Raw genomic sequence first — 24,500 nt, 5'->3', positions numbered from 1 at the left:
CTGTGCGAAGCTTCTTTTTGTTTTAATTTTCAAGGCTTTCCTTCAGCTCTTTTGTGATATTGGAAAGGGCGCTTTCATCAGCTTGGTAGTAGTAAATTCCGTTGATTTTCATGCCTGTGCCTTTCAGTTCGTGCTGTTTAATCTTTTTACGCGCGCCTTTGTAGTCGGACTGGATATCCCACATGTCATCGAAGGTCAAGTTCGTTTTCACATTATCTTCAACGACTTTAAACATATCTCCGAATTTCGTGATGGATGAAATATTTGCGCCTTTATTAATGATTCCTTCTATGACTTGTCGCTGGCGGTCCTGGCGTCCGAAATCGCCTCTCGGATCTTCTTTTCTCATCCGGGTATAGGCGAGTGCCTCTTTTCCGTTCAGTGTGATTTCTCCTTTACCGAACGAATAACCGTCATAGCTGAACGCGAATGTGCTGTTTACTGTGACGCCGCCAAGTGTATCAACAACATCTCTAAAGCTTTCCATGTTTACTTTTACAAAATAATCTACTGGAACATCGAGGAAGTTCTCAACCGTGTCGACCGCCATCTGCGTACCGCCGAATGCGTATGAATGGTTGATTTTTTCCATTGTGTCTTTTCCGATAATTTTTGTATATGTGTCACGCGGAATGCTGACCATGTCAGTTGTATTCGTTTTTGGGTTAACGGTCATGTAAATGAGCGTGTCGGCACGGCCTTTATCGCCGTCGCGTTCGTTCATCCACACCCATGATTAAGACGGAAAATGGATCTTTTTTATTGATGTTGACCTCTGTATCCCTCTTTTTCGATTTATCAATACTTTCATGAATACTTGCCACGGTTGAAGCTGCTTTATGCTATAAGTAGTATGCACAGCCGCCTGTTCCGAGAACAAGACGTATACTTCTTATCCTTTGCACCTCGTCTGTTACAAGAATGAAATCCTAAAATAGTCGTTTTTTATTAAAAAAAGTTTCACTGTTTCTTAATTTTTCTTTAAAATATAAAATAGATTGACGATAAAACATAATGAGGTGAAAAAAATGAAAAAATTGATTGCTTTACTGTTCTTTATATTGCTTCTTTCAGGTTGCGGGGTTAATAGTCAGAAGAGTCAAGGTGAAGATGTTTCGGCAAACAGTAACATTGAAACAAAAGAAGGTATTTATGTAGGATTAGCAGATACTCACACAATAGAAGTAACTGTGAATAATGAGGCGATTAGTCTTGATATCACTGAGGAATCGACTAGCGATCTTGATAATTTTAACAATGGTGATAAAGTCACGATTACATATGAAAAAAATGATGACGGTCAGCTTTTGTTAAAAGATATTGAACGTGCTAACTAAGATATAGGGAGGAACCTGAAATTTTGAAATCTTGCAAACGATTGATAATGTGTTCGCTTGCTGCAATCTTATTATTGATTCCATCAGTTACTTTTGCAGCAGACTCAAACATCTCAGTTAAATTGTCAAATTATATTGGAAATAAATCGAGCATCAGTCTATCGCCAACAGGATTTTATAAAGTAACCGGAGATAATGTTGCAGTTACGAATCGCTTTGCAGGCGCTTCACGCTACGAAACTGCAACTCTTGCATCCAGCAGTCAGTGGAAAAATCCTAATACAGTTATATTGGTGAATCGAGATATATTTATTGATGCATTGCCTGTTATTCCATTGGCAAAAAAATTGGACGCTCCAGTTTTATTTACTCAGCCTGACACGTTAACAAAAACTACTGAAAGACAAATTGCTAAGTTTAACCCAGATAACATTTTAATCATTGGGGGAGCACGAAGCATTTCAAAAGATGTAGAAAACAAGCTGAAATCATATGGCGCTGTGAAAAGAATAAGCGGAAAAAACAGATATGTTTTATCAGAAAATATCGCAAAACAAATGGGAAGTTATGATAAAGCAATCGTTGTAACCGGTAGGGTATTTCAAGACGCTTTAGCCATCGCTCCGTATGCAGCAGCACAAGGATACCCTATTTTGCTTACAGAGAAAGATAAGCTTCCGGATTATGATTTGCCAAAACAAGTCATCGTTATTGGCAGTTCATTTAGTGTCAGTGATAGTGTAGAAAATCAAATTAAAAAAACTTCAACTGTGCAGAGGATTCCTGGCTCAACCAGATATGAACTCACAGCAAATATAATTAAGCAACTAAAGTTGAAGGCTGATAAAGTCGTAATGACGAACGGGACAAAATATGCAGACGTATTAGTAGGCGCTTCGCTTGCTTCGAAGAAAAACAGCCAAATTTTATTTATTAAACAAGATAGCGTTCCGACGGCGGCTAAAAACATAACGAAGGATAAAGCGACATATGCATACGACTTTATCGGAAGCACCAGTTCTATTTCTGCTGAAGTCGAGAATTCACTTGCTGATGAATTTTATTTAGCTGGCGGAAGCACCTATAATCTAAAAATCAGCAGTGGAAAATTAAATCTTGAAAATATCAAAACTTATGGAAACTCTCTAAGAATTAAACCGGAAAACTATTCTACTTCTAACAGGATTAGTCTTAATGGAAAACAGTATCTTGGAACGGTTAATTTCTCTATTGATTCTACTAAATATATCCGACCGGTAAATGAAAGTATTCCATTTGAGGATTACTTAAAAGGAGTTATTCCAAATGAAATGCCTGCAAGCTGGTCACTTGAGGCTCTTAAAGCACAGACTGTTGCCGCAAGAACCTACTCTATAACAAAAACAGGAACTACTGTACCTGATACAACAGCTTTCCAAGTTTATGGAGGATACAGTTGGAATTCAAATACCAATAAAGCGGTTGAACAAACAAAGGGAAAAGTTCTGAAATATAACGGCTCTCTTATTACTGCCACTTATTCTTCTAGTAATGGTGGTTACACGGAAGCAAGTAATGAAGTGTGGTCATCCAGTGTACCTTACTTGATTGCAAAAAAAGATACAAAAGATCCTCAAATAGGCTGGACGCTTACTCTATCCAAACAACAGCTTGATAAGAATTCGCTGGACTTAACAAAGCCGTCTTCCTGGTGGTCTTCAGCAATTGAAACTGATTCTGCTAGACTTTCTGGAGTTAAAAACTGGATCTTGAAAAATAAAGAAACAGGTGCGGACTCTATTAAAATAGCGAGTATAGACGATTTGAGTTTTAGCGGTACGACACAGGGACAACGTGCAAAAACAGCAACGTTGAAAGTGAAGTATTTTGTTAAAAGCAGTACCGGCTCCTATAACTTGAGCAAAATTACAACTATTAGTGTACCAGCAACTGAATTAAGAACAATGCTTGGGGCGACTGTATTTAAAAGTACTTATGTGACTGTTAAAAAAGATACTTCAAAGTACACAATCAGCGGTAAAGGATACGGTCATGGAATCGGAATGAGTCAATATGGAGCTAAAGCAAGAGCGGAAGCTGGAGAATCATATAGTTCAATTTTGAAATTTTACTATCCTGGTACCACTCTGACAAGTTATTGATTATTTTAGGTTATTAAAGGCCGTTTAAGGAGGAAATCAATTGCGTTCTTATATAAAAGTCCTAACAATGTGTTTTCTGGGACTCATTCTTTTTGTACCAACAGCTTTGGCCGATAATTCGGTGAAAAGAGTCGGGGGAAGCAATAGATACGGTACTGCTGTTCAAATATCAAAGCAAATGTATTCAACAGCAAGTACAGCTGTAATTGTCAGCGGAAGTTCTTATGCAGATGCGATTTCAGCAGCACCTCTTGCTTATCAAAAGAATGCACCATTGCTTTACACAAATACTGATAAGCTTTCATATGAAACAAAAACAAGATTGAAAGAGATGCAGACTAAAAATGTAATTATTGTAGGCGGAACACCAGCTGTTTCTTCTAACACTGCTAATCAGATTAAAAGCTTAGGAATAAGTATTAAACGTATTGCAGGAAGCAACCGCTATGATACGGCTGCACGGGTGGCAAAAGCGATGAATGCAACTTCAAAAGCTGTTATTTTAAATGGGTTCTTTTATGCAGATGCTCCGGCAGTAATTCCTTATGCAGCGAAAAACGGGTATCCAATTCTTTTTACAAATAAAACATCTATCAGTAGTGCGACAACTTCAGTGATAAAAGATAAGGGGATAAGAAGTACTGTTGTTGCAGGAGGTACTGGAAGTATTAGCAGTACGGTATATAATAAGCTGCCTGCTCCTACAAGAATTAGCGGTTCAAACAGATATGAGCTTGCTGCTAATATTGTACAAAAACTTAATTTATCAACTAGCACTGTATATGTTAGTAATGGATTCAGTTATCCTGACTCTATTGCAGGAGCTACTTTGGCAGCTAAGAAGAAACAATCACTTATCCTGACAAATGGTGAAAATTTATCTACAGCAGCCCGAAAAATCATTGGCAGTAAAAACATGTCTAACTTTACGATTATCGGAAACACTCCTGCTATAAGCACAAAAGTAGCTAATCAGCTAAAGAATCCTGTTGTAGGTGAAACGATCTTTATTGATCCAGGCCACGGTGATCAAGATTCAGGAGCTATTGGCAATGGACTCCTTGAGAAAGAGGTTAACCTTGATATAGCGAAAAGAGTCAATACAAAATTAAATGCTTCAGGGGCTCTTCCGGTAATGTCGAGATCTAATGACACTTTTTATTCTTTACAGGAGAGAGTAAGTAAAGCGGCTTCTGCGCAAGCAGATTTATTTATCAGTATACATGGAAATGCCAATGATAGTTCATCACCAAACGGAAGTGAGACGTACTACGATACAACATATCAGGCAACGAATAGTAAACAATTGGCCGATGAAATTCAGCCTAAACTTGCAAGTTATCTTGGAACGAGAGACCGCGGAGTGAAACAAGCTGGTTTCTATGTAATTAAATATTCTAAAATGCCAAGTGTTTTAGTTGAGACTGCCTTTATCACAAATGCATCGGATGCAAGTAAACTAAAACAAGCGGTTTATAAAGATAAAGCAGCACAAGCTATTCATGATGGTACAGTATCTTATTACAGATAATCGAAAGAGACAAATCTAATCGCAGATTTGTCTCTTTTTTATATGAAATGATTAAAACAAATAGTACTTGTATATAAAATAGATAAAAGAATATTAACAACATTTATCAGAAAAAATACGTAATTCACACTTCTTAACATACCATTTACATCCAATTAACATCTGTCTGCTAAACTGACTGGCATAGGTCATCATAACATCCCAAACAAATCGTGAGGTGTGTGTCAGTGAGTGCAGAGAAAAGCATGAATGTGAGTCGTAAATTCTCAGTTCAGCAAATACATTCTTTTACATTGTCTGAAAAGACGGCTCGTTATTTGGCAGTAAAGCGCGTGATGGATATTTGGTTTGCGCTCATTGGATTGGCGATTGCGCTGCCAATGATTGCGGTATTTTCAATATTGATTTGTTTGGAGACGCCGGGGCCTGCCATTTATACGCAGGAACGCGTAGGGAAAGGCGGGAAACCGTTTAAGCTTTATAAGCTTCGTTCCATGAAAATAGATGCCGAGAAGTCCGGGGCCGTTTGGGCGCAGAAGCAAGATCCGCGGGTGACGAGGATCGGAGCTTTTATCAGAAGAACGAGAATTGACGAGCTTCCTCAGCTATTTAATGTGCTGAAAGGCGATATGAGTATGATTGGCCCGCGTCCGGAACGTCCGGTGTTTACGGAAAAATTCCAGAATGAGATTCCAGGTTTTACACAGCGTCTGGCTGTTAAACCGGGATTGAGCGGCTGGGCTCAGGTAAACGGCGGTTACGATATGACGCCGAAAGAAAAGCTGATATTTGATTTATATTACATTCGCAATCTGACTTTCACTTTAGAATTAAAAATTATGTTAAAAACTTGTAAAGTTGTCTGGACAGGTGATGGTGCAAGATAAAAGGGAATGCCTGTATTCACCATCTATCTGAGCTTAAAAAGAAGTAGGGAATATGATGCCAAGTATTACAAAACAAATCATGAGCGGCGCAAAGTGGACAAGTATTTCAACCATGTGTATTACAATCATACAAATCGTTCAATTTGCTCTGCTAGGAAATATGATGACCTTAACGGAATTTGGGCTCGTCGGCATGATGACAACAGTTACAGTATTCGCCCAGATTGTGCTTGATATGGGCTTTGGCGCAGCGTTAATTCAGAGAGATGACGCGACGGAGCGCCAGCTGTCAACATTGTATTGGCTTAATATTATGACCGGCGTTTTGCTGTTTGTTCTTTTATATGTGAGCAGTCCCGTCATCGCGGGATTTTATCAAAGAGAAGAGCTGGTGTTTCTGATTCGGGTTTTAGCGATTATGTTTTTGATCGCGCCAATCGGACAGCAGTATCAGTATATGCTGCAAAAGCAGCTGCATTTTAATACGTTAAGCAAAATTGAGATTTTTTCAAATGTATTGTCATTTGGATATTTGGCGATAGCGGTTTTTATGATGGATGCGATTTTGGCGTACGTCATTTCTCAAGTGCTGCTGCAGTCCAGTAAAGGGATTTTATATTGGACCGTATACCGGAAAAAATGGCGCCCCGTTTTTGTTTTTGATTTGAGGGGAATGAAGGAGTTCTTTTCCTTCGGTGCCTTTCAGCTTTCATCCCGTCTTGTGAACAGGCTGGGAGCGAATATCGATATGGTTTTGATCGGCCGGTTTATCGGTGCGGAAGCATTGGGGATTTATAACCTTGCTTACCAGATTGTCACCATTCCGGTTTTAAAGATCAATCCGATTGTGACACGGGTGGCATTCCCTGTTTTCGCAAAAAACAAATATGAAAACAGCGTGATCAGAGAAGGTTTTCTGAATATGACAAAAATGCTGGCGCTTGTCTCGTTTCCGCTGTTAATCGGGCTCGTGTCTGTGTCAGACGCCTTTATCGCAGCGGTTTTTGGAGAAAAATGGCTTGCTGCTGTTCCGGTCCTAAATGTTTTGGCTATTGTCGGGATACTAAGAGTGCTCATGAATCCAAATGGCTCTGTGCTTCTTGCTAAAGGAAGAGCGGACTTAGCATTTTATTGGGATTCCGGTGTGCTGCTGCTGTACGGATTGTCGCTGTTTGCAGCTGTTCAAACGGGAAGTCTGCTCACAGTCGCATGGGTATATGCCATCATCAGCGTTTTCAATTTCCTGATTGGGCGCTGGCTTCTGGCATATGTCATCAAACTTCATCTATCGGCTTATTTCCAGTCGATTATGAAGCCATTTTTGATCACAGCCGCGATGGCCGTCATCGCGTTTGGTGTAAGCCTAGGTACGGAACACTTTAGTCTGCAGGCAGAAATGCGGCTGGCCATTTCAGTGGCGGCCGGGGCGCTGTGTTATCTCTTTCTTTTAGTAAAAGCGTACCCTCAAATGAAAAGCAAACTACTAAGAAAAGGACGTTTGTCATGAAGATTTTGTGGATCACAAGCGTATATCCGAGCAGTCTGAAACCCGGTGAGGGTGTGTTTCATGAGACACAGGTTCAAGAGCTTCAAAAACTGGGGCTTGATATCACTGTGATATGCCCAAGACCTTTTCATGCCGCGCCTGTCCGCATGCTGAAAAAGGCATATCGAAAAAAGGATGCCAGACCGGAGTATGAGATGAGGAAGGGTGTACCGGTATACCGGCCTTTCTATCAGGCAGTTCCCGGCCAGCTGAAGTGGGCGCAGCCTCATCGGAGAATCGCATCAGCCGTTTTAAAAACGATGAAACAGCGCGACTTACAGCCGGACCTGATCCATGCGCATTTTGCCATGCCATCGGGCGGGGCCGCGGCGGTCGTGGCGGAGTCAGAGCGAATTCCTTATGTTCTGACCTTGCACGGCAGTGATGTGAATGTTTATCCGCATTACAGCAAAGGGGCGTTTAAAGCCTTCAATCGTGCCGTAGGTTCCGCGTCAGCCGTTTTAGCAGTCAGCCACAAGTTACAGGAAGAAACCAAAAAGCTTTCCGGCTTTGACAGCTCGGTTTTACCGATCGGCATACAGCTCAGCCGCTTTCAGGAGAATGAGCAGACAAAAGAAGAAATCAGAAAAAAACTCGGTCTCCCGCTCGATCAGCGTCTGGCGGTCTATGTGGGCCGGCTCGTCAAGGAGAAAGGCATTTTTGAATTGTCTGAAGCCATCGAGTCGTTGAAGGAACCCCCTACAGCAGTATTTGTCGGAGATGGTCCTGCAAAAGCAATGCTGACCGAGAAAGGACATATTGTCACAGGCCAAGTGCCGAATCATAAGGTAAGGGACTACTTGCTTGCGGCAGACATGTTCGTGCTTCCTTCTTATAGTGAGGGGATGCCGACTGTCGTGATTGAGGCGCTGGCCTTAAAGGTTCCTGTTATCTGTACAGATGTTGGCGGTGTGGCAACGTTATTCGGAAAGCATCGGCATCTGCTGATTAAGCCGAAGTCTGCTGAAGCTTTGGCAGAAGCGATCACTCAGTACGAACATGAGGAAATATGGAAACCGGAAGTAGCAGATGATTTGTATGAAATCGTGCAGGCGCAATTCGACGCCGGAAGAAATGCCAAGGCCTTGCATCACCAGTATCAGACGGTCATGAAAACGTCCGTTTAATCGTAAGAAACTGAGACCAATATAAACAGGAAGATGAATTTTACAGGAGAGGGATGAGCGCTGTGAAAAATATAGCTGTAATTGGAACAGGTTATGTAGGACTCGTGTCAGGCACTTGCTTTGCGGAGATCGGCAATAAAGTGGTTTGCTGTGATATCGATGAATCAAAAATCAGAAGTCTGAAAAATGGAGTAATCCCGATCTATGAGCCAGGGCTTGCAGACTTAGTTGAAAAAAATGTGCTTGATCAGCGTCTGTCCTTTACTAACGATATTCCGTCCGCCATTCGGTCGTCAGACATCATTTATATTGCAGTCGGAACGCCGATGTCCAAAACAGGTGAAGCTGATTTAACGTACGTGAAAGCCGCGGCGAAAACGATCGGTGAGCATCTCAACGGCTATAAAGTGATCGTAAATAAAAGCACAGTCCCGGTCGGAACAGGAAAACTGGTTCAATCTATCGTTCAAAAATCTTCAAAGGGAAGATACTCATTTGATGTTGTATCTAACCCTGAATTCCTTCGAGAAGGCTCAGCGATTCATGACACGATGAATATGGAGCGCGCCGTGATTGGCTCAACGAGTCATAAAGCCGCTGCCATCATTGAGGAGCTGCACCAGCCTTTCCACGCTCCTGTGATTAAAACAAACTTAGAAAGTGCAGAAATGATTAAATACGCCGCGAATGCGTTTCTGGCGACAAAGATTTCTTTCATCAATGATATCGCAAACATTTGTGAGCGAGTCGGAGCAGACGTTTCAAAAGTTGCTGATGGCGTCGGGCTAGACAGCCGTATCGGCAGAAAGTTTCTGAAAGCTGGTATTGGTTTTGGCGGATCATGTTTTCCAAAGGATACAACCGCACTGCTCCAAATCGCAAAATCGGCTGGCTACCCGTTTAAGCTCATCGAAGCTGTCATTGAAACGAACGAAAAACAGCGCGTTCACATTGTAGATAAACTCTTAACTGTGATGGGAAGCATCAAAGGAAGAACCATTTCCGTTCTCGGATTGGCTTTCAAGCCAAATACAAACGATGTGAGATCCGCTCCTGCTCTTGATATTATCCCGATGCTGCAGCAGCTGGGCGCCCATGTAAAAGCATACGATCCGATTGCTATCCCTGAAGCTTCAGCAATACTTGGCGGACAGGTCGAGTATTACACAGATGTGTATGATGCGATTGATGAGACAGATGCATGCCTGATTTTAACGGACTGGACGGAAGTAAAAGAAATGGAGCTTGTAAAAGTGAAAACCCTCTTAAAACAGCCAATCATCATCGACGGCAGAAATTTATTTTCACTTGAAGAGATGCAGGCGGCCGGATACATTTACCACTCTATCGGCCGTCCGGCTGTTCGGGGAACGGAACCTTCTGACAAGTACTTTCCGGGCTTGCCGCTCGAGGAATTGGCTAAAGACTTGGGGAGCGTCAATTTATAAAAAGAAAAAGTGTTACTTGGTTGAAGCTGCCGGCTGCTAGGCTCGGCCGCCGGCTCCTGAAACATCAGGAAAGGGGTTAAACATGTGAGTATCAAACGTTCAGCGGTTCATACGCTTACGTTACTGGCCGCTGCCATATTTGGAGCCGTCCTATTGCTGGGCGCCATCCGTAAAGATATAGGCTTCATGCAGATGGCTGCCCTGCTTGCGGTGTTGGCGATCGGTTTGTTTGCGCTGACGCTTGCAACCGCATTTACGACAAAAGACCGGCTCTTTATGGCTATCATCTATATTTTGATCGCCTGCACTTTTTTAAATAATGCATTTTTCGCCATTCATCTCGGATTTTTCAGTTTATTCCTTTATAGGCTTTTGCTTATTGCAGCGGGATGCCTCCATGTGATCGGTATGGTTCGGAACCGGACACATATTGAAAGATGGAACGGACTGCAAGTGAAAGGCATATTGCTCTTTTTCGCCTTTTGGTTTATATACGGACTCGTTTCTCTGCTATGGGCTAAGTCAGTGACAGCCGGGATCAAATATTTGGCCTTATTGGCAATGGGAATTTTCTTCATTTACCTCATTGTCATGTACGTCCAAAAAATGGAGCGGCTGATGATTGTTTATACCATTTGGCTGGTGATGACAGTATTCCTGATGCTCATTGGTTTTTACAATCATATCACCCATCATCATCTTCCGAGTTCCACGCTGTACAGCGGGCCGGAATATAAGCAGCATTATCCGACCTCGGTCTTTTTTAATCAAAATGACTTTGCAACCTTTTTATCGATCAGCTTCTTTTTTTACATCACGATGGTGAAAAACATAAAGAATGGATACCTCAAGGCGATTGGTCTTGTGCTCTCGCTCTGTGCGTTGTATTTAATTTTTGCTACCGGTTCAAGAGCCAGCCTTCTGGGGATTTTTGCAGGCGTTGCTGTCTATATCTTCATTGTATTGCCGCCTGTTTTAAAGAAAATAGCCATATGGCTGTCAGCGGCGGGAATCACCATTTTTGCCGTTCTTTTCGCCAGCAGAATGTATTCAAAGTTTTGGGAGCTGTTTCTGGCCCCGCAGACGCTGCATTCATTTCATGACAGGCTTCCATCAAATGTGGCCAGGGCCAATCTGCTGAAAAACGCATGGCACTTTTTCCTTGATTCATACGGATTCGGAGTCGGAGCAGGGAATGTATCCTATTATCTTGAGCATCACGCTTTATATGACACTGACAACGTGGCAGAGGTGCACAACTGGCTCGTTGAAATCCTTGCTAACTTTGGCTTGTTCATCATGCTGGGATATCTGGCCGTTTATGCTTACCTCATCTGGGTGCTTTACAAATTTTATGAAAGAAAATTAGAAAATCAGTCAAAACTGATCACAGAAGGACTTATTACCGCTCTGATCAGTTTCCTGGTGTCCAGTATCAGCCCGAGCTCTGTTTCAAATTTATTTTTCCATTGGGTGTTTCTCGCGCTCGTCATCGCCGCCGTGAATGTGTTAAGGCGGTCCAGACAGATGCCGGAACCAATGTACAGATAAACAGACTACGAAAAGCAGGGAGACTTATATGAACGATATATTGATAAGAATAGCCCGGCGCATTAAAAAAAATATCATTTGGATCATAGCATTACCCATTATATTAGGTGCCGCGGGGTATATCCTGCCGTCACAGATCGCTGATCAAAAAAGCTATACAGCCGAGAACACTTTGGCTGTAGGGAGCTATGATCATCCGGTTTATAACAGCACAGAGGAGATTCCGCTTCTGCTCAAAAGTGATTCTTTTTTGAAGGAGGCGCTTCCTGACGAAAAGGATGAAGATTTGGCACAAATCAAAGAAAAGCTAACCATCAAAACGGAATCTAAAGCTTTACTGACCTTGAGCTATAGCGACGAGGATAAGGAGAGAACGGAATCCGTCTTGAACGCCATTTCCTCCGCCTTTCTCAAAAACGATCAAAAACTGTATGCGGAAAGAGAAGCCGTCATCCGCCGCAGCATAGACGCGCTCGAAGGTGAGACGGTAAGCGAGGATTCCAAAGTGGATAAAGAGAGATTTTTGTATGAGCTGAAAAACACGCAGCTTAATTTGAAAGCGGCCAGTGTCACTGATTCTGAAACCGTAAGTGAGGCGTCAGGCGGGGGAATGTCCCCGAAAAAGAAAGCGGTTCTCGGCGTTATGATCGGCCTCACGATTGCCTTTATGTTCGTTGTCATTCCTGAATTCTTCAGGGAATCCTTTTAAAATCATACGATGGAGATGTGATCATGACCAATTGGAAACCTCTTGTATCTGTCATTACGCCTTCTTATAATGCGCGTGACTATATTGAAGACACGATACATTCAGTGTTAGAACAGAGCCATTCTCAATGGGAAATGATTATCGTGGATGATTGCTCAACAGATGGCACACGCGACATTTTACAGCAGTATGAAAAGATAGATGAAAGAATTCATGTGATTTGTCTGGAGGAGAACAGCGGAGCTGCGGTTGCGAGAAACAAAGCATTGGAGCGTGCCCAAGGGCGTTATGTGGCATTTTTGGACAGTGACGACAAATGGAAAAAAGATAAATTGGAAAAGCAACTCGATTTTATGATGGAGCGTTCCTGTGCATTTTCTTTCACAGGCTACAGCTTAATGGAGCAGGACGGGACCCCGCTTGATAAATTTATTGGTGCCCCGGAAAGCCTGACGTACGATGATGCCCTGAAAAATACGATTATCGGCTGCTTGACGGTGATGATTGACAGAGAGCAAACGGGACAGATCAAAATGCCGAATATCAGAACGCGGCAGGACTTGGCCACATGGCTGTCCCTTTTGAAAAAAGGATTTACCGCTTATGGAATGAATGAATGCCTGGCTGAATATCGGCTTGTAGGTAACTCGATATCCAGCAACAAATGGAAGGCTGCGAAAAAAACGTGGTTTGTCTACAGGGAAATTGAACGGCTTCATTTCATCAAAGCAACGTGGTGTTTTGTTCAATATGCGAAAAACGCGGTGAAAAAAAGATTATAGCCGCAAACAGAGAGAAAAGGTGATGAAGGTGGAAACAAAAGAAGCGATCATTCATGTCATCGTTGCCACTGCTGAATGGGGAAAAGACCAATTAAGATACAGAAGGCATCGGCTGGCGGAGTTTTTAGCCGCACAGGAGGAAACGAAGGAAGTCATTTGGGTGTGTCCGGCTCCGCGTACTCAAGGAAATGAATTTCAGGACGTTTATTCAGGCATCAGGCAATTCGCTGTCAAAGACTTGCTGCAGAAAAAAATGTTTCGTTTCGGACGGTATACAGATGTCTTTTACAGGCACAAGCTCTCACCTTTGCTTGATGAGCTGGCATCTGCTTCTGCAAACGGTGAACGCTGTTGTTTATGGTATACGTTCCCCGGATTTCCGCTGCTGTCATCACTGTATCCCTGGGATCAGGTCATTTATGATTGCAGTGATTTATGGGCGGCGCCGATCAGCGGCCGTTCAAATCTGCTGTCTGAATTCCGGAGAAAAGTCATTAAATCGGCGGAGCTGAGAATTATACATCGTGCAGATTCCATTACCTGTTCATCGGATTATCTTCACAAAGAAGTAGACAAAAAACTGAGTGCGAGGCGTGAAAAGGTGCATACTGTAGAAAACGGTGTTGAATATGAGCTGTTTTCTGCCAATAAAGCGGTTCCTGATCGCAGCATATTGCAAGGAAGAGAAGGAACAGTATTAGGCTTTATCGGCGGGATTAAACCGAAACTCGATTTTAAAATGATTGAAGAAGCCGCCCTGCAAAAGCCTGATTGGACCTTTTTATGGGTCGGCCCGGATGCCACAAACGGAGACGTTTCATTTCAAGAGCTGCTGAAGCTTCCTAATGTCATATGGACCGGTCCGGCAGATCCAAAAGAAGTTCCGCATTATATGGAGCTGATCGATATCGGCATCATGCCGTATAAACAATCATCGTATAACCAAGCTGTGTTTCCGCTGAAATTATTTGAATTTTTAGCGGCGGGAAAGCCTGTCGTCGGCTCGAATCTTCCGTCAACCTCAAAAATGCAAAAGCCGTATGTATACGAATATGTAGAAGGCGATCACCCGCTTGATTTTATAGCCGCATGCGAAAAAGTGCGAGGCCATAACGGGGATGAAACGTATAAAGAAATGCGCCGAAACATCGCCCGTGCACAGGATTGGAATTGCTTATTTAAACAAATTATGAAATATACAGGGATTCAAAAACATGCGTAGTCCTATAAATTGGGATGCGCGTTTTTTGATTATACGTGTTTCTTTTTGATGAAGCTTGTTATAATAACTAAGGAGAAGGTATAATGGAAGGAACGGTTCTCTATATAAATAAAGACTTCATTTAATTCCAAAGGAGACTTCTTTATGCTTGACGAACGCATGATTCGCATTGTTGTTGCGTTTATTGTCTCGCTGCTGACAGTTTTAATCATAACCCCAATCGTAAAAAGGATTGCGATTAAAATAGGTGCAGTTGACCAGCCCAGCAATCGAAAAGTACATGACAAAATCATGCCCCGGATGGGCGGGTTGGCCATATTTATCGGTGTGGTAGCAGGCGTGCTTGCATCCGGCATATACACAGAAACAAGAATGACGGCCATTACAGCCGGAGCATTTATCATTATTGTGTTAGGTATTCTTGACGATAAATTTCAATTAAGTGCGAAAGTTAAGTTTTTGGTTCAATTAGGTGTAGCCATCATGATTGTAAGCACCGGCTTAAAAATGGACTTTTTCTCAGTGCCTTTTTTAGCAGAACGATTTGAGCTAGGATGGATGGCTTATCCGCTGACAGTATTATGGATTGTCGGAATCACAAACGCGATTAACCTGATTGACGGATTGGATGGCCTTGCCGCCGGTCTTTCGGTTATCGGCCTGTCTACGATCGCAGTTATGGCGCTATCCGGTGGAAAAGTGCTCATTCTGTCACTTTCATTGGTTGTCATCGCCAGTACGCTTGGATTTTTGTTTTACAACTTTCACCCGGCAAAAATCTTTATGGGTGATACAGGATCACTTTTTTTAGGGTATTGTATTTCGATTCTTTCATTACTAGGCCTGTATAAAAGCGTAACATTGTTCAGTATCGTTATCCCAATTATTATATTAGGCGTACCGATTTTTGATACAACATTTGCTATCATCAGGAGAATATTAAACAAACAGCCGATTTCGGCACCCGATAAGTCGCATATCCACCATAGACTGATGGCCTTTGGCCTTTCACATCGGATGTCGGTCCTTGTTATTTATCTGATTGGATTTATTTTCAGCATTAGTGCAATTGTACTCAAAAGTGCCACAATCTGGCTTTCTTTGTTTATTATCTTCATTTTAATCATCTTTATGCAGATCATAGCAGAAGTGACAGGACTCGTGAATGAAAAATTTAAGCCGTTTACGAAATTTTATAAACGGCTCGTGAAAAGGAATTAAAAAACAAATGAAAAAAGGATTTCTAAGATGATGAAAGTACATTCAACTTAGAAATCCTTTTTTTAATATTGTTTGTTTATAGCTTAATTGCTTTAGCATAACGAACCCCTTGATCATATTTATCATGGACTTCATTATTATACATTTTAGTTGGCAAATACAGTTTTAATTTTTTACTTCTATTTTGAAGGGCAAAGTCATCAACTTGATAAACCAATTTTATTTTAGTTGACTGATGTGGCTTCAATTTTTTTAATTTGCTCATATCAAAATTGCCTTCATTAGTTTGACTTGTATAATTGTCTATACCGAGCATTGTTTCCATAAACAATGCTCCATCAGTTGTTACATGATTACTTTTATTTTGAATTTCTGCTTCAATTGATATTGGAATTATATTGTCTTTCTCGTCTCCTATTTCAGAAGATAAAACCTTTATATTTATATTATCACATGTTATCACTTCTTTTTTCGGAAAATACTCAATTGAAAATTCAGCAGGAACATTTTTGTTTATTACGTAGACACGATAAACAAAAAATAATATTAAAAAACTTATTAGTAATAAAATATATGTTTTCTTTTTAAACATTTTAAATTCTCCCTTGAATTTAATGTCTCATGATTTTAGTATTGTATGATTGATAATTTTTCCTTTCTCGACCATGAAAATTTCATCTGAAAGAAATTCTAAACTTTCCGATTCATGGCTAGCAAGAAGGATTAACTTATTTTTCTCTTTTAGTTCTATTAATAAATCTTTTACAAGTGATATTCCATCTTTATCAAGAGCATTGGTAGGTTCATCTAAAATAATTAGTTCTGGATCTTCCATAATTGCCTGGGCAATTCCAAGTCTTTGTTTCATACCTAAAGAATAATCTTTAAATTTTCTTTTATCATCAGGGTTTAAACCGACGGATTCTATTGTGTTTTTTATTTGATCCTCAGTGAGTATTCCTTTTATATCAGCTATCATTTTAAGATTTTTAAACCCTGTATAGTTAGGTAAAAAACCTGGATATTCTATTATGGCTCCAACGCTTTCTGGGAAAGAGATTTTCCCTCCAAGTTTTTTTCCGTTAATTTCTATAAATCCGCTTGACGGTTTAATAAGACCACATATTGCCTTAAACAGCATTGTTTTTCCTGATCCATTTTTTCCTGTAAATCCATAAATTTTCCCTCGATCTAACTGTAAACTAATATCGTCTATTAGAACTTGCTTTCTTATTTTTTTTGTGAGGTGTTCTACTTTTAAATATGCACTTTTTGACATGTTAATCCTCTGCTTTCATTTAAATTAAATCCTTTTTTTTAAAAGAAATATAAATAGCAAAAAATAAAAAAATGCTTAACAAGACGTTATAGCATATCGAATATTGAAGCGTAAGATGATGACTGGGTTCAAAAATAGTATGTTTAAGAATCATTGAATGTATTGCCGGGAGCAATGGGTTATTTATAAATATAGAAAGACATATTAGGATAGCAACTATTAAAAAACTATAGTTGGAATTCATATAAAAAGAGAAAAACACATGAATTAAAGTCAATGATATAGATGTTAAAGCATATAGTGTGAAAATGATAATTAAAAATTTTCCTTCAGTAACCTGTTTAAAGCTTAAGTCATTTATAATATTGACAGCAGGTATGTTCCAATTCAAAGAGTTTAAATTGTATATCAAACCTACTATATAAGTAACAAGAAATAAAACTAGATAGGTACTTATAATATTTAAAATAATAAACAAGGTTTTAGAAATCCAATATAGATGGATTTTCTGAACTCTTAGTAAAAGGTAAACATTTAATTTGCTATCATAGTACAATGCATCGCCACAAATAAATATCACGAATATATTTATAATCATCCAAATTGTTGGGACACTGTTTAATTCATAGTTATTAATAAAGCCTACATCCTTAAAGTTCAGATAAAAAAGTTCAATTAGACTCATAGATGTATCTTCAAACTGATTAGAATTCATTATTGATATGTAACATACTAATATACTAAGTAAAAAATACTTCCACTTATTCCTGTGAAAATTGTTGCGTATATCTCTTATTAGCAGTTTGGATACAATATTTATATCATTCAAGTAGTATTTATCCTCCTAATTTTTAAAGTCCTTTTTCGAGTATAACTCACGGCCTATGAAATATAGAGCAAATAGTAAGATGATGAAATAAACATTATTAATTAATACATTCCTTAAATTCAACCAGTTATTTACATCGAGGATGGATTTATTTATAAATAAAGAAGGATTTAGATACATAGCATCAATGTAACTGTATATGCATATACACAAGAGAGTCAAACTGCTATTTTTTATAATGGTTTTAATAATGGCCGTACTTAATGCTATTATTGATAAGCACAAAAATTTAGTTAAAAAAATGATTGTTAAAACATTAAATGTTGAAAGCTTATTTAAGTATTGTTCTGGATTCGGTATCTTGTTATTGTTTAAGAGTACAGTGATTTGTCCGTTGGTTCCTATCCATTTATTTTCGTAACCAAAAATTAAACCACCTATTAAATATCCTCCCAAGACTAAAATAAATGTCAATATAAAGGTGTAAACCAAAGAGATTATTACAGTTTTATTCCAAACCGATGTTCTAGATGGTAATTTAATTATTCTATTATATGTTTCTTCTCGTTTCATAATTAATAATATTGTTAAACAGATAAAAGGGATAAGTATAAATACCATCACATTCTTATTAGTAAGTCCCATGATACCATTTAAGTCAGACAGAAAATCAAATATCGAAAGTTTATCAAAGTCAATGTTATTTTTTATTTGGTAATACATGAGTAAAGCAGCGAGATAAACTGTTAACAATATAGAATATTTAGTGTGATTGCATACATAAATGAAGAGTCTAAATGTTCTCACTCTTTTTACCTCCAACACAAAAGACAACAAAAAGTATGATTATTGTTACCGTTGCAATGACGTAGATTCCATATGTAAAGGGGACATCTAAAAATAAAAATTTAAGCGGAGAGTAGCTTTGAAAGTTAAATGTATCTAAAATAATGTCTAAAATTGTGTAAATAAAAAAAGGTATACCAATAGCAATATAACGATTTTCTACAAAAAGACTGCAGGTCAAAGCAATTGAAGCAAAAATGCCTCCAAAAATAAAACAGTTTCCAATTCTTAAAATTATATATATTAAAGGATGATTTACATATAGATCAGGTAAAAAACCAAAAACGGGAATATTACCAAAGTATATGTTTGGTTTAATAGCTGGTAACAATGAGAAATAAACGATTAAGTTTAATACAAGTGGAGTAATCGATGCCATCCCACCAATTAAAAAGTTAATGAAAAACTTTGTTGTTAAATACTTGTTTTTGTTTTGCCTTAGTAGAATATTTTTTAAAAATCCACTTTTCTTTTCTTCGATATAAGAATCTGCATATGGTACTGATGCTAGCAATGGAAAAACAGTGATAATGATTGAAAGGTATATTTCTGGATTAAATAAAAACCACCAGTTATATACACCGAGAGGATAATCCCAATAATCAGATGGTTTTAAATGAATAACATTATTTTCCACCACATCTAAGATAGCTATTAGAGAACCTAAAATCAAAATGAATAAAGTTGTACTTTTAGTGAAGCCTCTAGTTGTTATACTTTTAAACATTACAAATCTCCTTTACATAAATGATAAGATATGAAAGAAACTTTCATATCTTATCATTTGAGATTAAATTATCTTTTAGACGGAGTCAGGACTCCAAACACCAGCAGCACCCCAACTGTTAACTGTTCCATAGCCTGTTGCTTCAATTTTTACTTTAATTGTTTTTTTGTAATCCTCGTGAGCATAGTTTTTTAAGTATTGTGTTTTAGGATAAAGTCTGAAGTTGTTTCCAAATACGTAGCGATACCGTTTGGAAAAACTTTTTCCCGAGCTGGTAACAAGTTCTGCAGAATAATGAACAGCACCTGTCATACTAATGCTTTTAAGGCTCATATAAGCGCTTGTATTATCACGCTTTTCTCTTGAACCAGTATATTCATATTTTCCACTTGTACTGTTGGTGAAATGAAAAGAAAAATTGGTATCTTTAGTATTTCCTTTAGCACTTACATTACTTACAGCAAAACCTGTAAATACTAAACTTACGATCGCTATAGCTCCAATAAGTTTTTTGAATTTAGCCTTCATATATGATTCTCCTTATTCATAATTTAAAATTAAAGAACCAGTTAAACTATTTAGATAGAATCAGGGCTCCAAACACCACGGGAGTGCCAATTATAGCTAGCGGCTCCTCTATAACCTTTTGCTTTAATTTTTACACTAACGGGGGAACCTTTACTATCTTCCATAGCATAATTCTTGATATAGTGTTTAGCTAATTTAGGATTTTCAGCATCATATGTGCCGAATGTATATGTCCATGTTTTAGAGAAATTTTTCCCGTTTGACTTTACAAGAGATACTTTATAGTACGGATCGCCGTCACTAATTGTTTTGACATTAATGTATGCACTTGTAGAGTTGTATTTAGTTCTAGCTGGAGTATAAGCTGTACTATTACCATTAAACTTCAAATTGAAACTGGAATCACTCGTATTTGCTTTTGCTTGAGCATTAGTTGCAGCAAAACCAGTTAATACTAAACCCGTAATAGTTACTGCTCCAATAAGTTTTTTAAATTTAGTTTTCATATACGATTCTCCTTATACACAATTTTAAATTTTAAAGAGCTTACTTTTTTAGATGGAATCAGGGCTCCATACACCACGGGAGTGCCAATTATAGCTAGCGGCTCCTCTATAACCTTTTGCTTTAACTTTTACACTAATGGGGGAACCTTTACTATCTTCCATAGCATAGTTCTTGATATAATGCTTAGCTAATTTAGGATTTTCAGCATCATATGTGCCGAATGTATATGTCCATGTTTTAGAGAAATTTTTCCCGTTCGATTTTACGAGAGATACTTTGTAGTATGGATCGCCATCACTAATTGTTTTGACATTAATGTAAGCACTTGTAGAGTTATATTTTGTTCTTACTGGAGTATAAGCCGTACTATTACCCTTGAATTTAAAATCAAAACTGGAATCACTTGTATTTGCTTTTGCCTGAGCATTAGTTGCGACAAATCCAGTCAATACCAACCCAGTAATAGTTACAGCTCCAATAAGTTTTTTAAAGCTCATTTTCAATTTTTCCACCCCCTCACTTAACCTGTAATTAGATTTTCTGTGTAATTATACCATAGGATAAGGGAAATTAAAGCATTTAATAGAAAATTAACCTAATTTTAAAGGATGATTTGTATGTATTTCAAATGTCTACTATGTATCTGTCAAGTTAATAATATACTAAATGACTAGGGGGCTTATAAGTTCTTCTCTCTCTATATAGTGAAGTGTGATTTTTTAACTATGTGTAGATAAAGGAGAGAATAATAAAAGAAAAATAATATTGAGTATTATAAGACTTATAAAAGAGTTAGTTGTCTAAAATTATGGTGTGAATTTTAGAGAAAGATTATTTTTGGATAAGGTTAAGCTATGGAACAACAAGTATAATTCGATAGTGTAACCAGTTTAAAACAACCTAAGTTGGGGTATTGTTCTATTATGCAGTTATCACATTTAAATTGAACACTTATTATTTTGGGTGGAAATCCTTTAGTTTATCTTCGGGATCAAGAGCAATAAAAAATATGTGGAGAAAACTGTGCAAATCAATCGGTGTAACAATGCTAGGTCCCCTATAAGCTTTTGAATGCCAATTTAATAGTTCACTTTCGTATATACAATGTTTATTGAATACTTGGAATCTGGAAAATTGGATTCGGAAATATCAAATCATCAGTCTTATAAAATCGAAAAAGAGGCTGAGAAATTTAAATTCTCAGCCTCTTTTTGGCCACAGTCTCAAGTTTTATTAATACAGAGTGAGGATATTGTGAATTATTTATCAGGATACAAAAAGTTATAAAGTTCTTCTTGAACTTTTGTTAACTCTTCATCATCAGGTTGAAAGAAATATTTATTTCCGATATATAAATCGGAGCCTTTTAGTGTCAATGTTTCAACGTCGCTTCCTTTAAAACCGCTGAAAATTTGTTGAAGTGCTAGGACTTGAGTAATTCTTAAATTTGTTGTTATGTTGTCACTTACTTGATCTGCTAGGGTATCAATTTTTGCGAGATTAGAAGGTTTTGATATTTGATCTAACATGGCCATCAATATTTGTTTTTGTCTGTCATTACGCCCAAAATCTCCACGTGGATCTTGTTTTCTCATTCGTGCATAAGCAAGAGCCTCTTCGCCATTTAAATGCATGTTCCCTTTTTGAAAGTAAAACTTTTTAGATTTTGACGTATCACTTTTCTCATTAAAATCAAAGGGTACGTCAACATCAACTCCGCCAACTTCATCAATTGTTTTTTTAAAGCCCTTAAAATCAACAGTGGCGTAATAATCAATCGGTATATCTAAAAGATTTTCAACAGTTTCAACAGTGGTTTGAGCTCCGCCTTTCCCGTAGGCTGCATTAATTCTTGTTTTTGTCCCGGAAGTATCACCAGATATTTGAACTCTTGTATCACGAGGAATGCTCAGTAACTTCATTGTCTTTTGTTTAGGATTTATAGTAGCAACAATAATAGAATCGGTTCTTCCTCCTTTTCCACTTGTTGCATAGTCTTCTACTCCTAACAAAAGAACCGAAAAAGGTTGTTTTTTCTTAAGGTCAACTACTTCTTTACGTAATTTCGACTTTTCACCACGGTCTAATTCTTTATAGGAACTATCAGCTGCTTGAAGTGTTTTATATACTTTATACCCAATTAGCCCTGCGAATACTATAGAAAATAGGAATAAGAGCAAGAGTATTCGCTTTAAAATAATTTTCCGTTTATTTTTTTTTTTCCTTACACGAACTTTAACTCGTTCTGGCATCATTTATTCTCCTTTTGATTTTTAACTTGTTTTTCAAGGTATATCAAAATACCAAGTTTAGTATAACACGATCCATTCGTTAAACTTAAAATCCATTGAGAATATTCTTGAGTCCTATTCTCTTCTACGTATACCTCGAATTCTACATTTTCGGCATAATGGATTTCTTTTAACAGAAATTGTGATTCCCTTAATTCATTTTCAATCTTGCCAAGCCATGTGTAATCTGCGGAAGTATGCATGACCCGCATAAGCTTCCGTTCTACAACACCTATATGATTTAATCCTTCAGACACTGATTTCCCATAAGCGCGAATTAATCCGCCGGCTCCAAGTTTAATGCCTCCGAAGTACCGTGTAACGACGGCGCAAGTATCCTTAAGTCCGCGTTTTTTTAATACTTCGAGCATCGGCACTCCCGCTGTACCGCTTGGTTCTCCGTCATCATTGGCTTTTTGGATATGATCGTTCTCGCCAATTACGTAAGCCGAGCAATTATGAGTCGCATTCCAGTGCTGTTTCTTTATTTTCTGTATAAATTCCTGTGCCTCTTGTTCGGTAGAAACACGGCTTAAATGACAGATAAAACGCGATTTTTCTATAACAATCTCGTGTTCTCCTGCTTCTTTCACAGTAAAATAGCTGTGCAGCATGCTAGCTGACCCTCCTGCTAAGCATAAAAGACTGCCTATACAAATTCGTACAGCCTTTAGAATTTTTGTGCGTATTTTGGTATCATAAAGAATAGAAGGTATATAAAATTGTTTTTTTCTAGAATATACGCATTCTTTCATTATAATTCGACATAATTTGCAGATCAATTACATTTATAATAAAAATATATGACAACGCCGTGACGGAGGGAAATTATGAATAAAACAAAGATGGATTCCAAAGTTCTGGATTCTATTTTGATGAAGATGCTGAAAACCGTTGACGGGAGCAAGGACGAGGTTTTTCAAATCGGGGAGCAGTCACGCCAGCAGTACGAACAGCTGGTTGAAGAACTGAAACAAATTAAACAGCAGGTGTATGAAGTTATCGAGCTTGGCGATAAACTTGAAGTGCAGACCCGCCATGCGCGAAACCGTTTATCCGAGGTCAGCCGCAACTTTCATAGATTCAGTGAAGAAGAAATCCGCAATGCTTACGAAAAAGCCCATAAGCTGCAGGTAGAATTAACGATGATCCAGCAGCGTGAGAAGCAATTGCGTGAACGCCGGGATGATTTAGAGCGAAGATTGTTGGGTCTTCAAGAAATCATTGAGCGGTCTGAATCATTAGTAAGCCAAATTACAGTTGTGCTCAACTACTTGAATCAGGATTTGCGTGAGGTCGGACTGCTTCTTGCCGATGCTCAGGCAAAACAGGATTTCGGCTTAAGAATTATTGAAGCGCAGGAAGAAGAGCGAAAAAGAGTCTCAAGAGAAATCCATGACGGTCCTGCTCAAATGCTGGCAAATGTTATGATGAGATCGGAATTAATCGAGCGTATTTTCCGTGACAAGGGCGCTGAGGACGGGTTCCAAGAAATTAAAAATCTCCGTCAAAATGTGCGAAATGCCCTTTACGAAGTGAGAAGGATTATATATGATTTAAGACCGATGGCCCTTGATGACCTAGGCCTGATTCCAACTTTAAGAAAATATCTATATACAACCGAGGAATATAACGGGAAGGTCAAAATACATTTTCAGTGCATTGGTGAAACAGAGGATAAGCGGTTAGCGCCTCAGTTTGAAGTTGCGCTCTTCAGACTCGCACAGGAAGCTGTGTCTAATGCGCTAAAGCATTCTGAATCTGAAGAAATTACAGTCAAAGTTGAGATCACAAAGGATTTTGTGATTTTAATGATAAAAGATAACGGCAAAGGGTTCGACCTGAAGGAAGCGAAAGAGAAGAAAAACAAATCATTCGGCTTGCTGGGCATGAAAGAAAGAGTAGATTTATTGGAAGGAACCATGACAATAGATTCGAAAATAGGTCTTGGGACATTTATTATGATCAAGGTTCCGTTATCTCTTTGACTA

Annotated in this window: 23 protein-coding genes and 1 pseudogene; 13 read left to right on the top strand and 11 right to left on the bottom strand. The window is 38.5% G+C overall.

Annotated elements, in window-relative coordinates:
• Positions 1-22 precede the first annotated feature (22 nt).
• Positions 23-881, bottom strand: a pseudogene (tagU, locus tag EFK13_RS18335) (polyisoprenyl-teichoic acid--peptidoglycan teichoic acid transferase TagU); the annotation flags it as partial.
• Positions 882-1,028: 147 nt separating this feature from the next.
• Here tagU and EFK13_RS18330 point away from each other — a divergent pair.
• The 12 genes from EFK13_RS18330 (at position 1,029) to EFK13_RS18275 (ending at position 15,502) form a co-directional block, all read left to right on the top strand.
• Positions 1,029-1,337: a hypothetical protein gene (locus tag EFK13_RS18330; protein ID WP_129507428.1), complete on the top strand. Its 309-nt coding sequence runs from the start codon at positions 1,029-1,031 to the stop codon at positions 1,335-1,337.
• 23 nt (positions 1,338-1,360) lie between these two features.
• Entirely contained in the window at positions 1,361-3,478 is a 2,118-nt protein-coding gene (locus EFK13_RS18325; protein ID WP_129507429.1) for a SpoIID/LytB domain-containing protein, read from the top strand.
• 40 nt (positions 3,479-3,518) lie between these two features.
• Positions 3,519-5,009 (top strand): N-acetylmuramoyl-L-alanine amidase LytC, encoded by a 1,491-nt coding sequence (lytC, locus tag EFK13_RS18320; RefSeq protein WP_129507430.1) that lies wholly within the window; start codon positions 3,519-3,521, stop codon positions 5,007-5,009.
• A gap of 227 nt (positions 5,010-5,236) precedes the next feature.
• A complete protein-coding gene (locus EFK13_RS18315; RefSeq protein WP_129507431.1) occupies positions 5,237-5,896 on the top strand; it encodes a sugar transferase in 660 nt (219 codons plus the stop codon).
• 55 nt (positions 5,897-5,951) lie between these two features.
• Positions 5,952-7,403 carry a teichuronic acid biosynthesis protein TuaB gene (gene tuaB, locus EFK13_RS18310; protein ID WP_129507779.1) on the top strand — a complete coding sequence of 484 codons (1,452 nt, stop codon included), beginning with the start codon at positions 5,952-5,954 and terminating at the stop codon, positions 7,401-7,403.
• On the top strand, positions 7,400-8,569 hold the full coding sequence (gene tuaC / locus EFK13_RS18305) for a teichuronic acid biosynthesis protein TuaC (protein WP_129507432.1): 1,170 nt from the start codon (positions 7,400-7,402) through the stop codon (positions 8,567-8,569). Before tuaB ends, tuaC begins: the two co-directional genes overlap by 4 nt.
• A gap of 62 nt (positions 8,570-8,631) precedes the next feature.
• The gene (tuaD, locus tag EFK13_RS18300) at positions 8,632-10,017 is read left to right on the top strand and encodes a UDP-glucose 6-dehydrogenase TuaD (RefSeq protein ID WP_129507780.1); all 1,386 of its coding nucleotides are present in this window, start codon (positions 8,632-8,634) and stop codon (positions 10,015-10,017) included.
• An 84-nt stretch (positions 10,018-10,101) separates the two neighbouring features.
• A complete protein-coding gene (tuaE, locus tag EFK13_RS18295; protein WP_129507433.1) occupies positions 10,102-11,568 on the top strand; it encodes a teichuronic acid biosynthesis protein TuaE in 1,467 nt (488 codons plus the stop codon).
• 28 nt (positions 11,569-11,596) lie between these two features.
• Positions 11,597-12,277 carry a teichuronic acid biosynthesis protein TuaF gene (gene tuaF, locus EFK13_RS18290; protein ID WP_129507434.1) on the top strand — a complete coding sequence of 227 codons (681 nt, stop codon included), beginning with the start codon at positions 11,597-11,599 and terminating at the stop codon, positions 12,275-12,277.
• A 23-nt stretch (positions 12,278-12,300) separates the two neighbouring features.
• Positions 12,301-13,059, top strand: a complete 759-nt coding sequence (gene tuaG, locus EFK13_RS18285; RefSeq protein WP_129507435.1) for a teichuronic acid biosynthesis protein TuaG — start codon at positions 12,301-12,303, stop codon at positions 13,057-13,059.
• 28 nt (positions 13,060-13,087) lie between these two features.
• The gene (gene tuaH / locus EFK13_RS18280) at positions 13,088-14,281 is read left to right on the top strand and encodes a teichuronic acid biosynthesis protein TuaH (RefSeq protein ID WP_129507781.1); all 1,194 of its coding nucleotides are present in this window, start codon (positions 13,088-13,090) and stop codon (positions 14,279-14,281) included.
• Between the two features lie 144 nt (positions 14,282-14,425).
• Entirely contained in the window at positions 14,426-15,502 is a 1,077-nt protein-coding gene (locus EFK13_RS18275; protein ID WP_064816138.1) for an MraY family glycosyltransferase, read from the top strand.
• A gap of 76 nt (positions 15,503-15,578) precedes the next feature.
• Here EFK13_RS18275 and EFK13_RS18270 read toward each other — a convergent pair whose 3' ends face one another.
• The 10 genes from EFK13_RS18270 to EFK13_RS18230 all read right to left on the bottom strand — a co-directional run bounded on the left by EFK13_RS18270 (position 15,579) and on the right by EFK13_RS18230 (position 23,123).
• Entirely contained in the window at positions 15,579-16,094 is a 516-nt protein-coding gene (locus tag EFK13_RS18270) for a hypothetical protein (RefSeq protein ID WP_129507436.1), read from the bottom strand.
• Positions 16,095-16,121: 27 nt separating this feature from the next.
• Positions 16,122-16,781 (bottom strand): ATP-binding cassette domain-containing protein, encoded by a 660-nt coding sequence (locus tag EFK13_RS18265; RefSeq protein WP_129507437.1) that lies wholly within the window; start codon positions 16,779-16,781, stop codon positions 16,122-16,124.
• Between the two features lie 19 nt (positions 16,782-16,800).
• Positions 16,801-17,610 (bottom strand): DUF2705 family protein, encoded by an 810-nt coding sequence (locus tag EFK13_RS21300; protein WP_129507438.1) that lies wholly within the window; start codon positions 17,608-17,610, stop codon positions 16,801-16,803.
• Positions 17,611-17,625: 15 nt separating this feature from the next.
• A complete protein-coding gene (locus EFK13_RS18260) occupies positions 17,626-18,417 on the bottom strand; it encodes a hypothetical protein (RefSeq protein ID WP_014481060.1) in 792 nt (263 codons plus the stop codon).
• The gene (locus EFK13_RS18255) at positions 18,404-19,183 is read right to left on the bottom strand and encodes a membrane-spanning protein (protein WP_076457519.1); all 780 of its coding nucleotides are present in this window, start codon (positions 19,181-19,183) and stop codon (positions 18,404-18,406) included. Before EFK13_RS18255 ends, EFK13_RS18260 begins: the two co-directional genes overlap by 14 nt.
• Positions 19,184-19,258: 75 nt before the next feature.
• Positions 19,259-19,711, bottom strand: coding sequence for a DUF2712 domain-containing protein (locus tag EFK13_RS18250; RefSeq protein WP_014481058.1), 453 nt, complete (start codon positions 19,709-19,711; stop codon positions 19,259-19,261).
• Between the two features lie 50 nt (positions 19,712-19,761).
• Positions 19,762-20,217: a DUF2712 domain-containing protein gene (locus EFK13_RS18245; RefSeq protein WP_014481057.1), complete on the bottom strand. Its 456-nt coding sequence runs from the start codon at positions 20,215-20,217 to the stop codon at positions 19,762-19,764.
• Positions 20,218-20,265: 48 nt separating this feature from the next.
• Complete coding sequence (locus tag EFK13_RS18240; RefSeq protein WP_240034946.1) at positions 20,266-20,715, bottom strand: DUF2712 domain-containing protein; 450 nt, start codon at positions 20,713-20,715, stop codon at positions 20,266-20,268.
• 762 nt (positions 20,716-21,477) lie between these two features.
• Positions 21,478-22,470 carry an LCP family protein gene (locus EFK13_RS18235; RefSeq protein WP_129507782.1) on the bottom strand — a complete coding sequence of 331 codons (993 nt, stop codon included), beginning with the start codon at positions 22,468-22,470 and terminating at the stop codon, positions 21,478-21,480.
• Positions 22,470-23,123, bottom strand: coding sequence for a YigZ family protein (locus tag EFK13_RS18230; RefSeq protein WP_129507440.1), 654 nt, complete (start codon positions 23,121-23,123; stop codon positions 22,470-22,472). Before EFK13_RS18230 ends, EFK13_RS18235 begins: the two co-directional genes overlap by 1 nt.
• A 216-nt stretch (positions 23,124-23,339) precedes the next feature.
• Here EFK13_RS18230 and degS point away from each other — a divergent pair, with 216 nt between their 5' ends.
• Positions 23,340-24,497, top strand: coding sequence for a two-component sensor histidine kinase DegS (gene degS / locus EFK13_RS18225; protein ID WP_075748791.1), 1,158 nt, complete (start codon positions 23,340-23,342; stop codon positions 24,495-24,497).
• Positions 24,498-24,500 lie beyond the last annotated feature (3 nt).

This window comes from Bacillus cabrialesii, from assembly GCF_004124315.2.
GTDB lineage: Bacteria > Bacillota > Bacilli > Bacillales > Bacillaceae > Bacillus > Bacillus cabrialesii.
The sequence above is the reverse complement of the archived record's forward strand: the minus strand, read 5'-3'. Positions and strand labels throughout refer to the sequence as shown.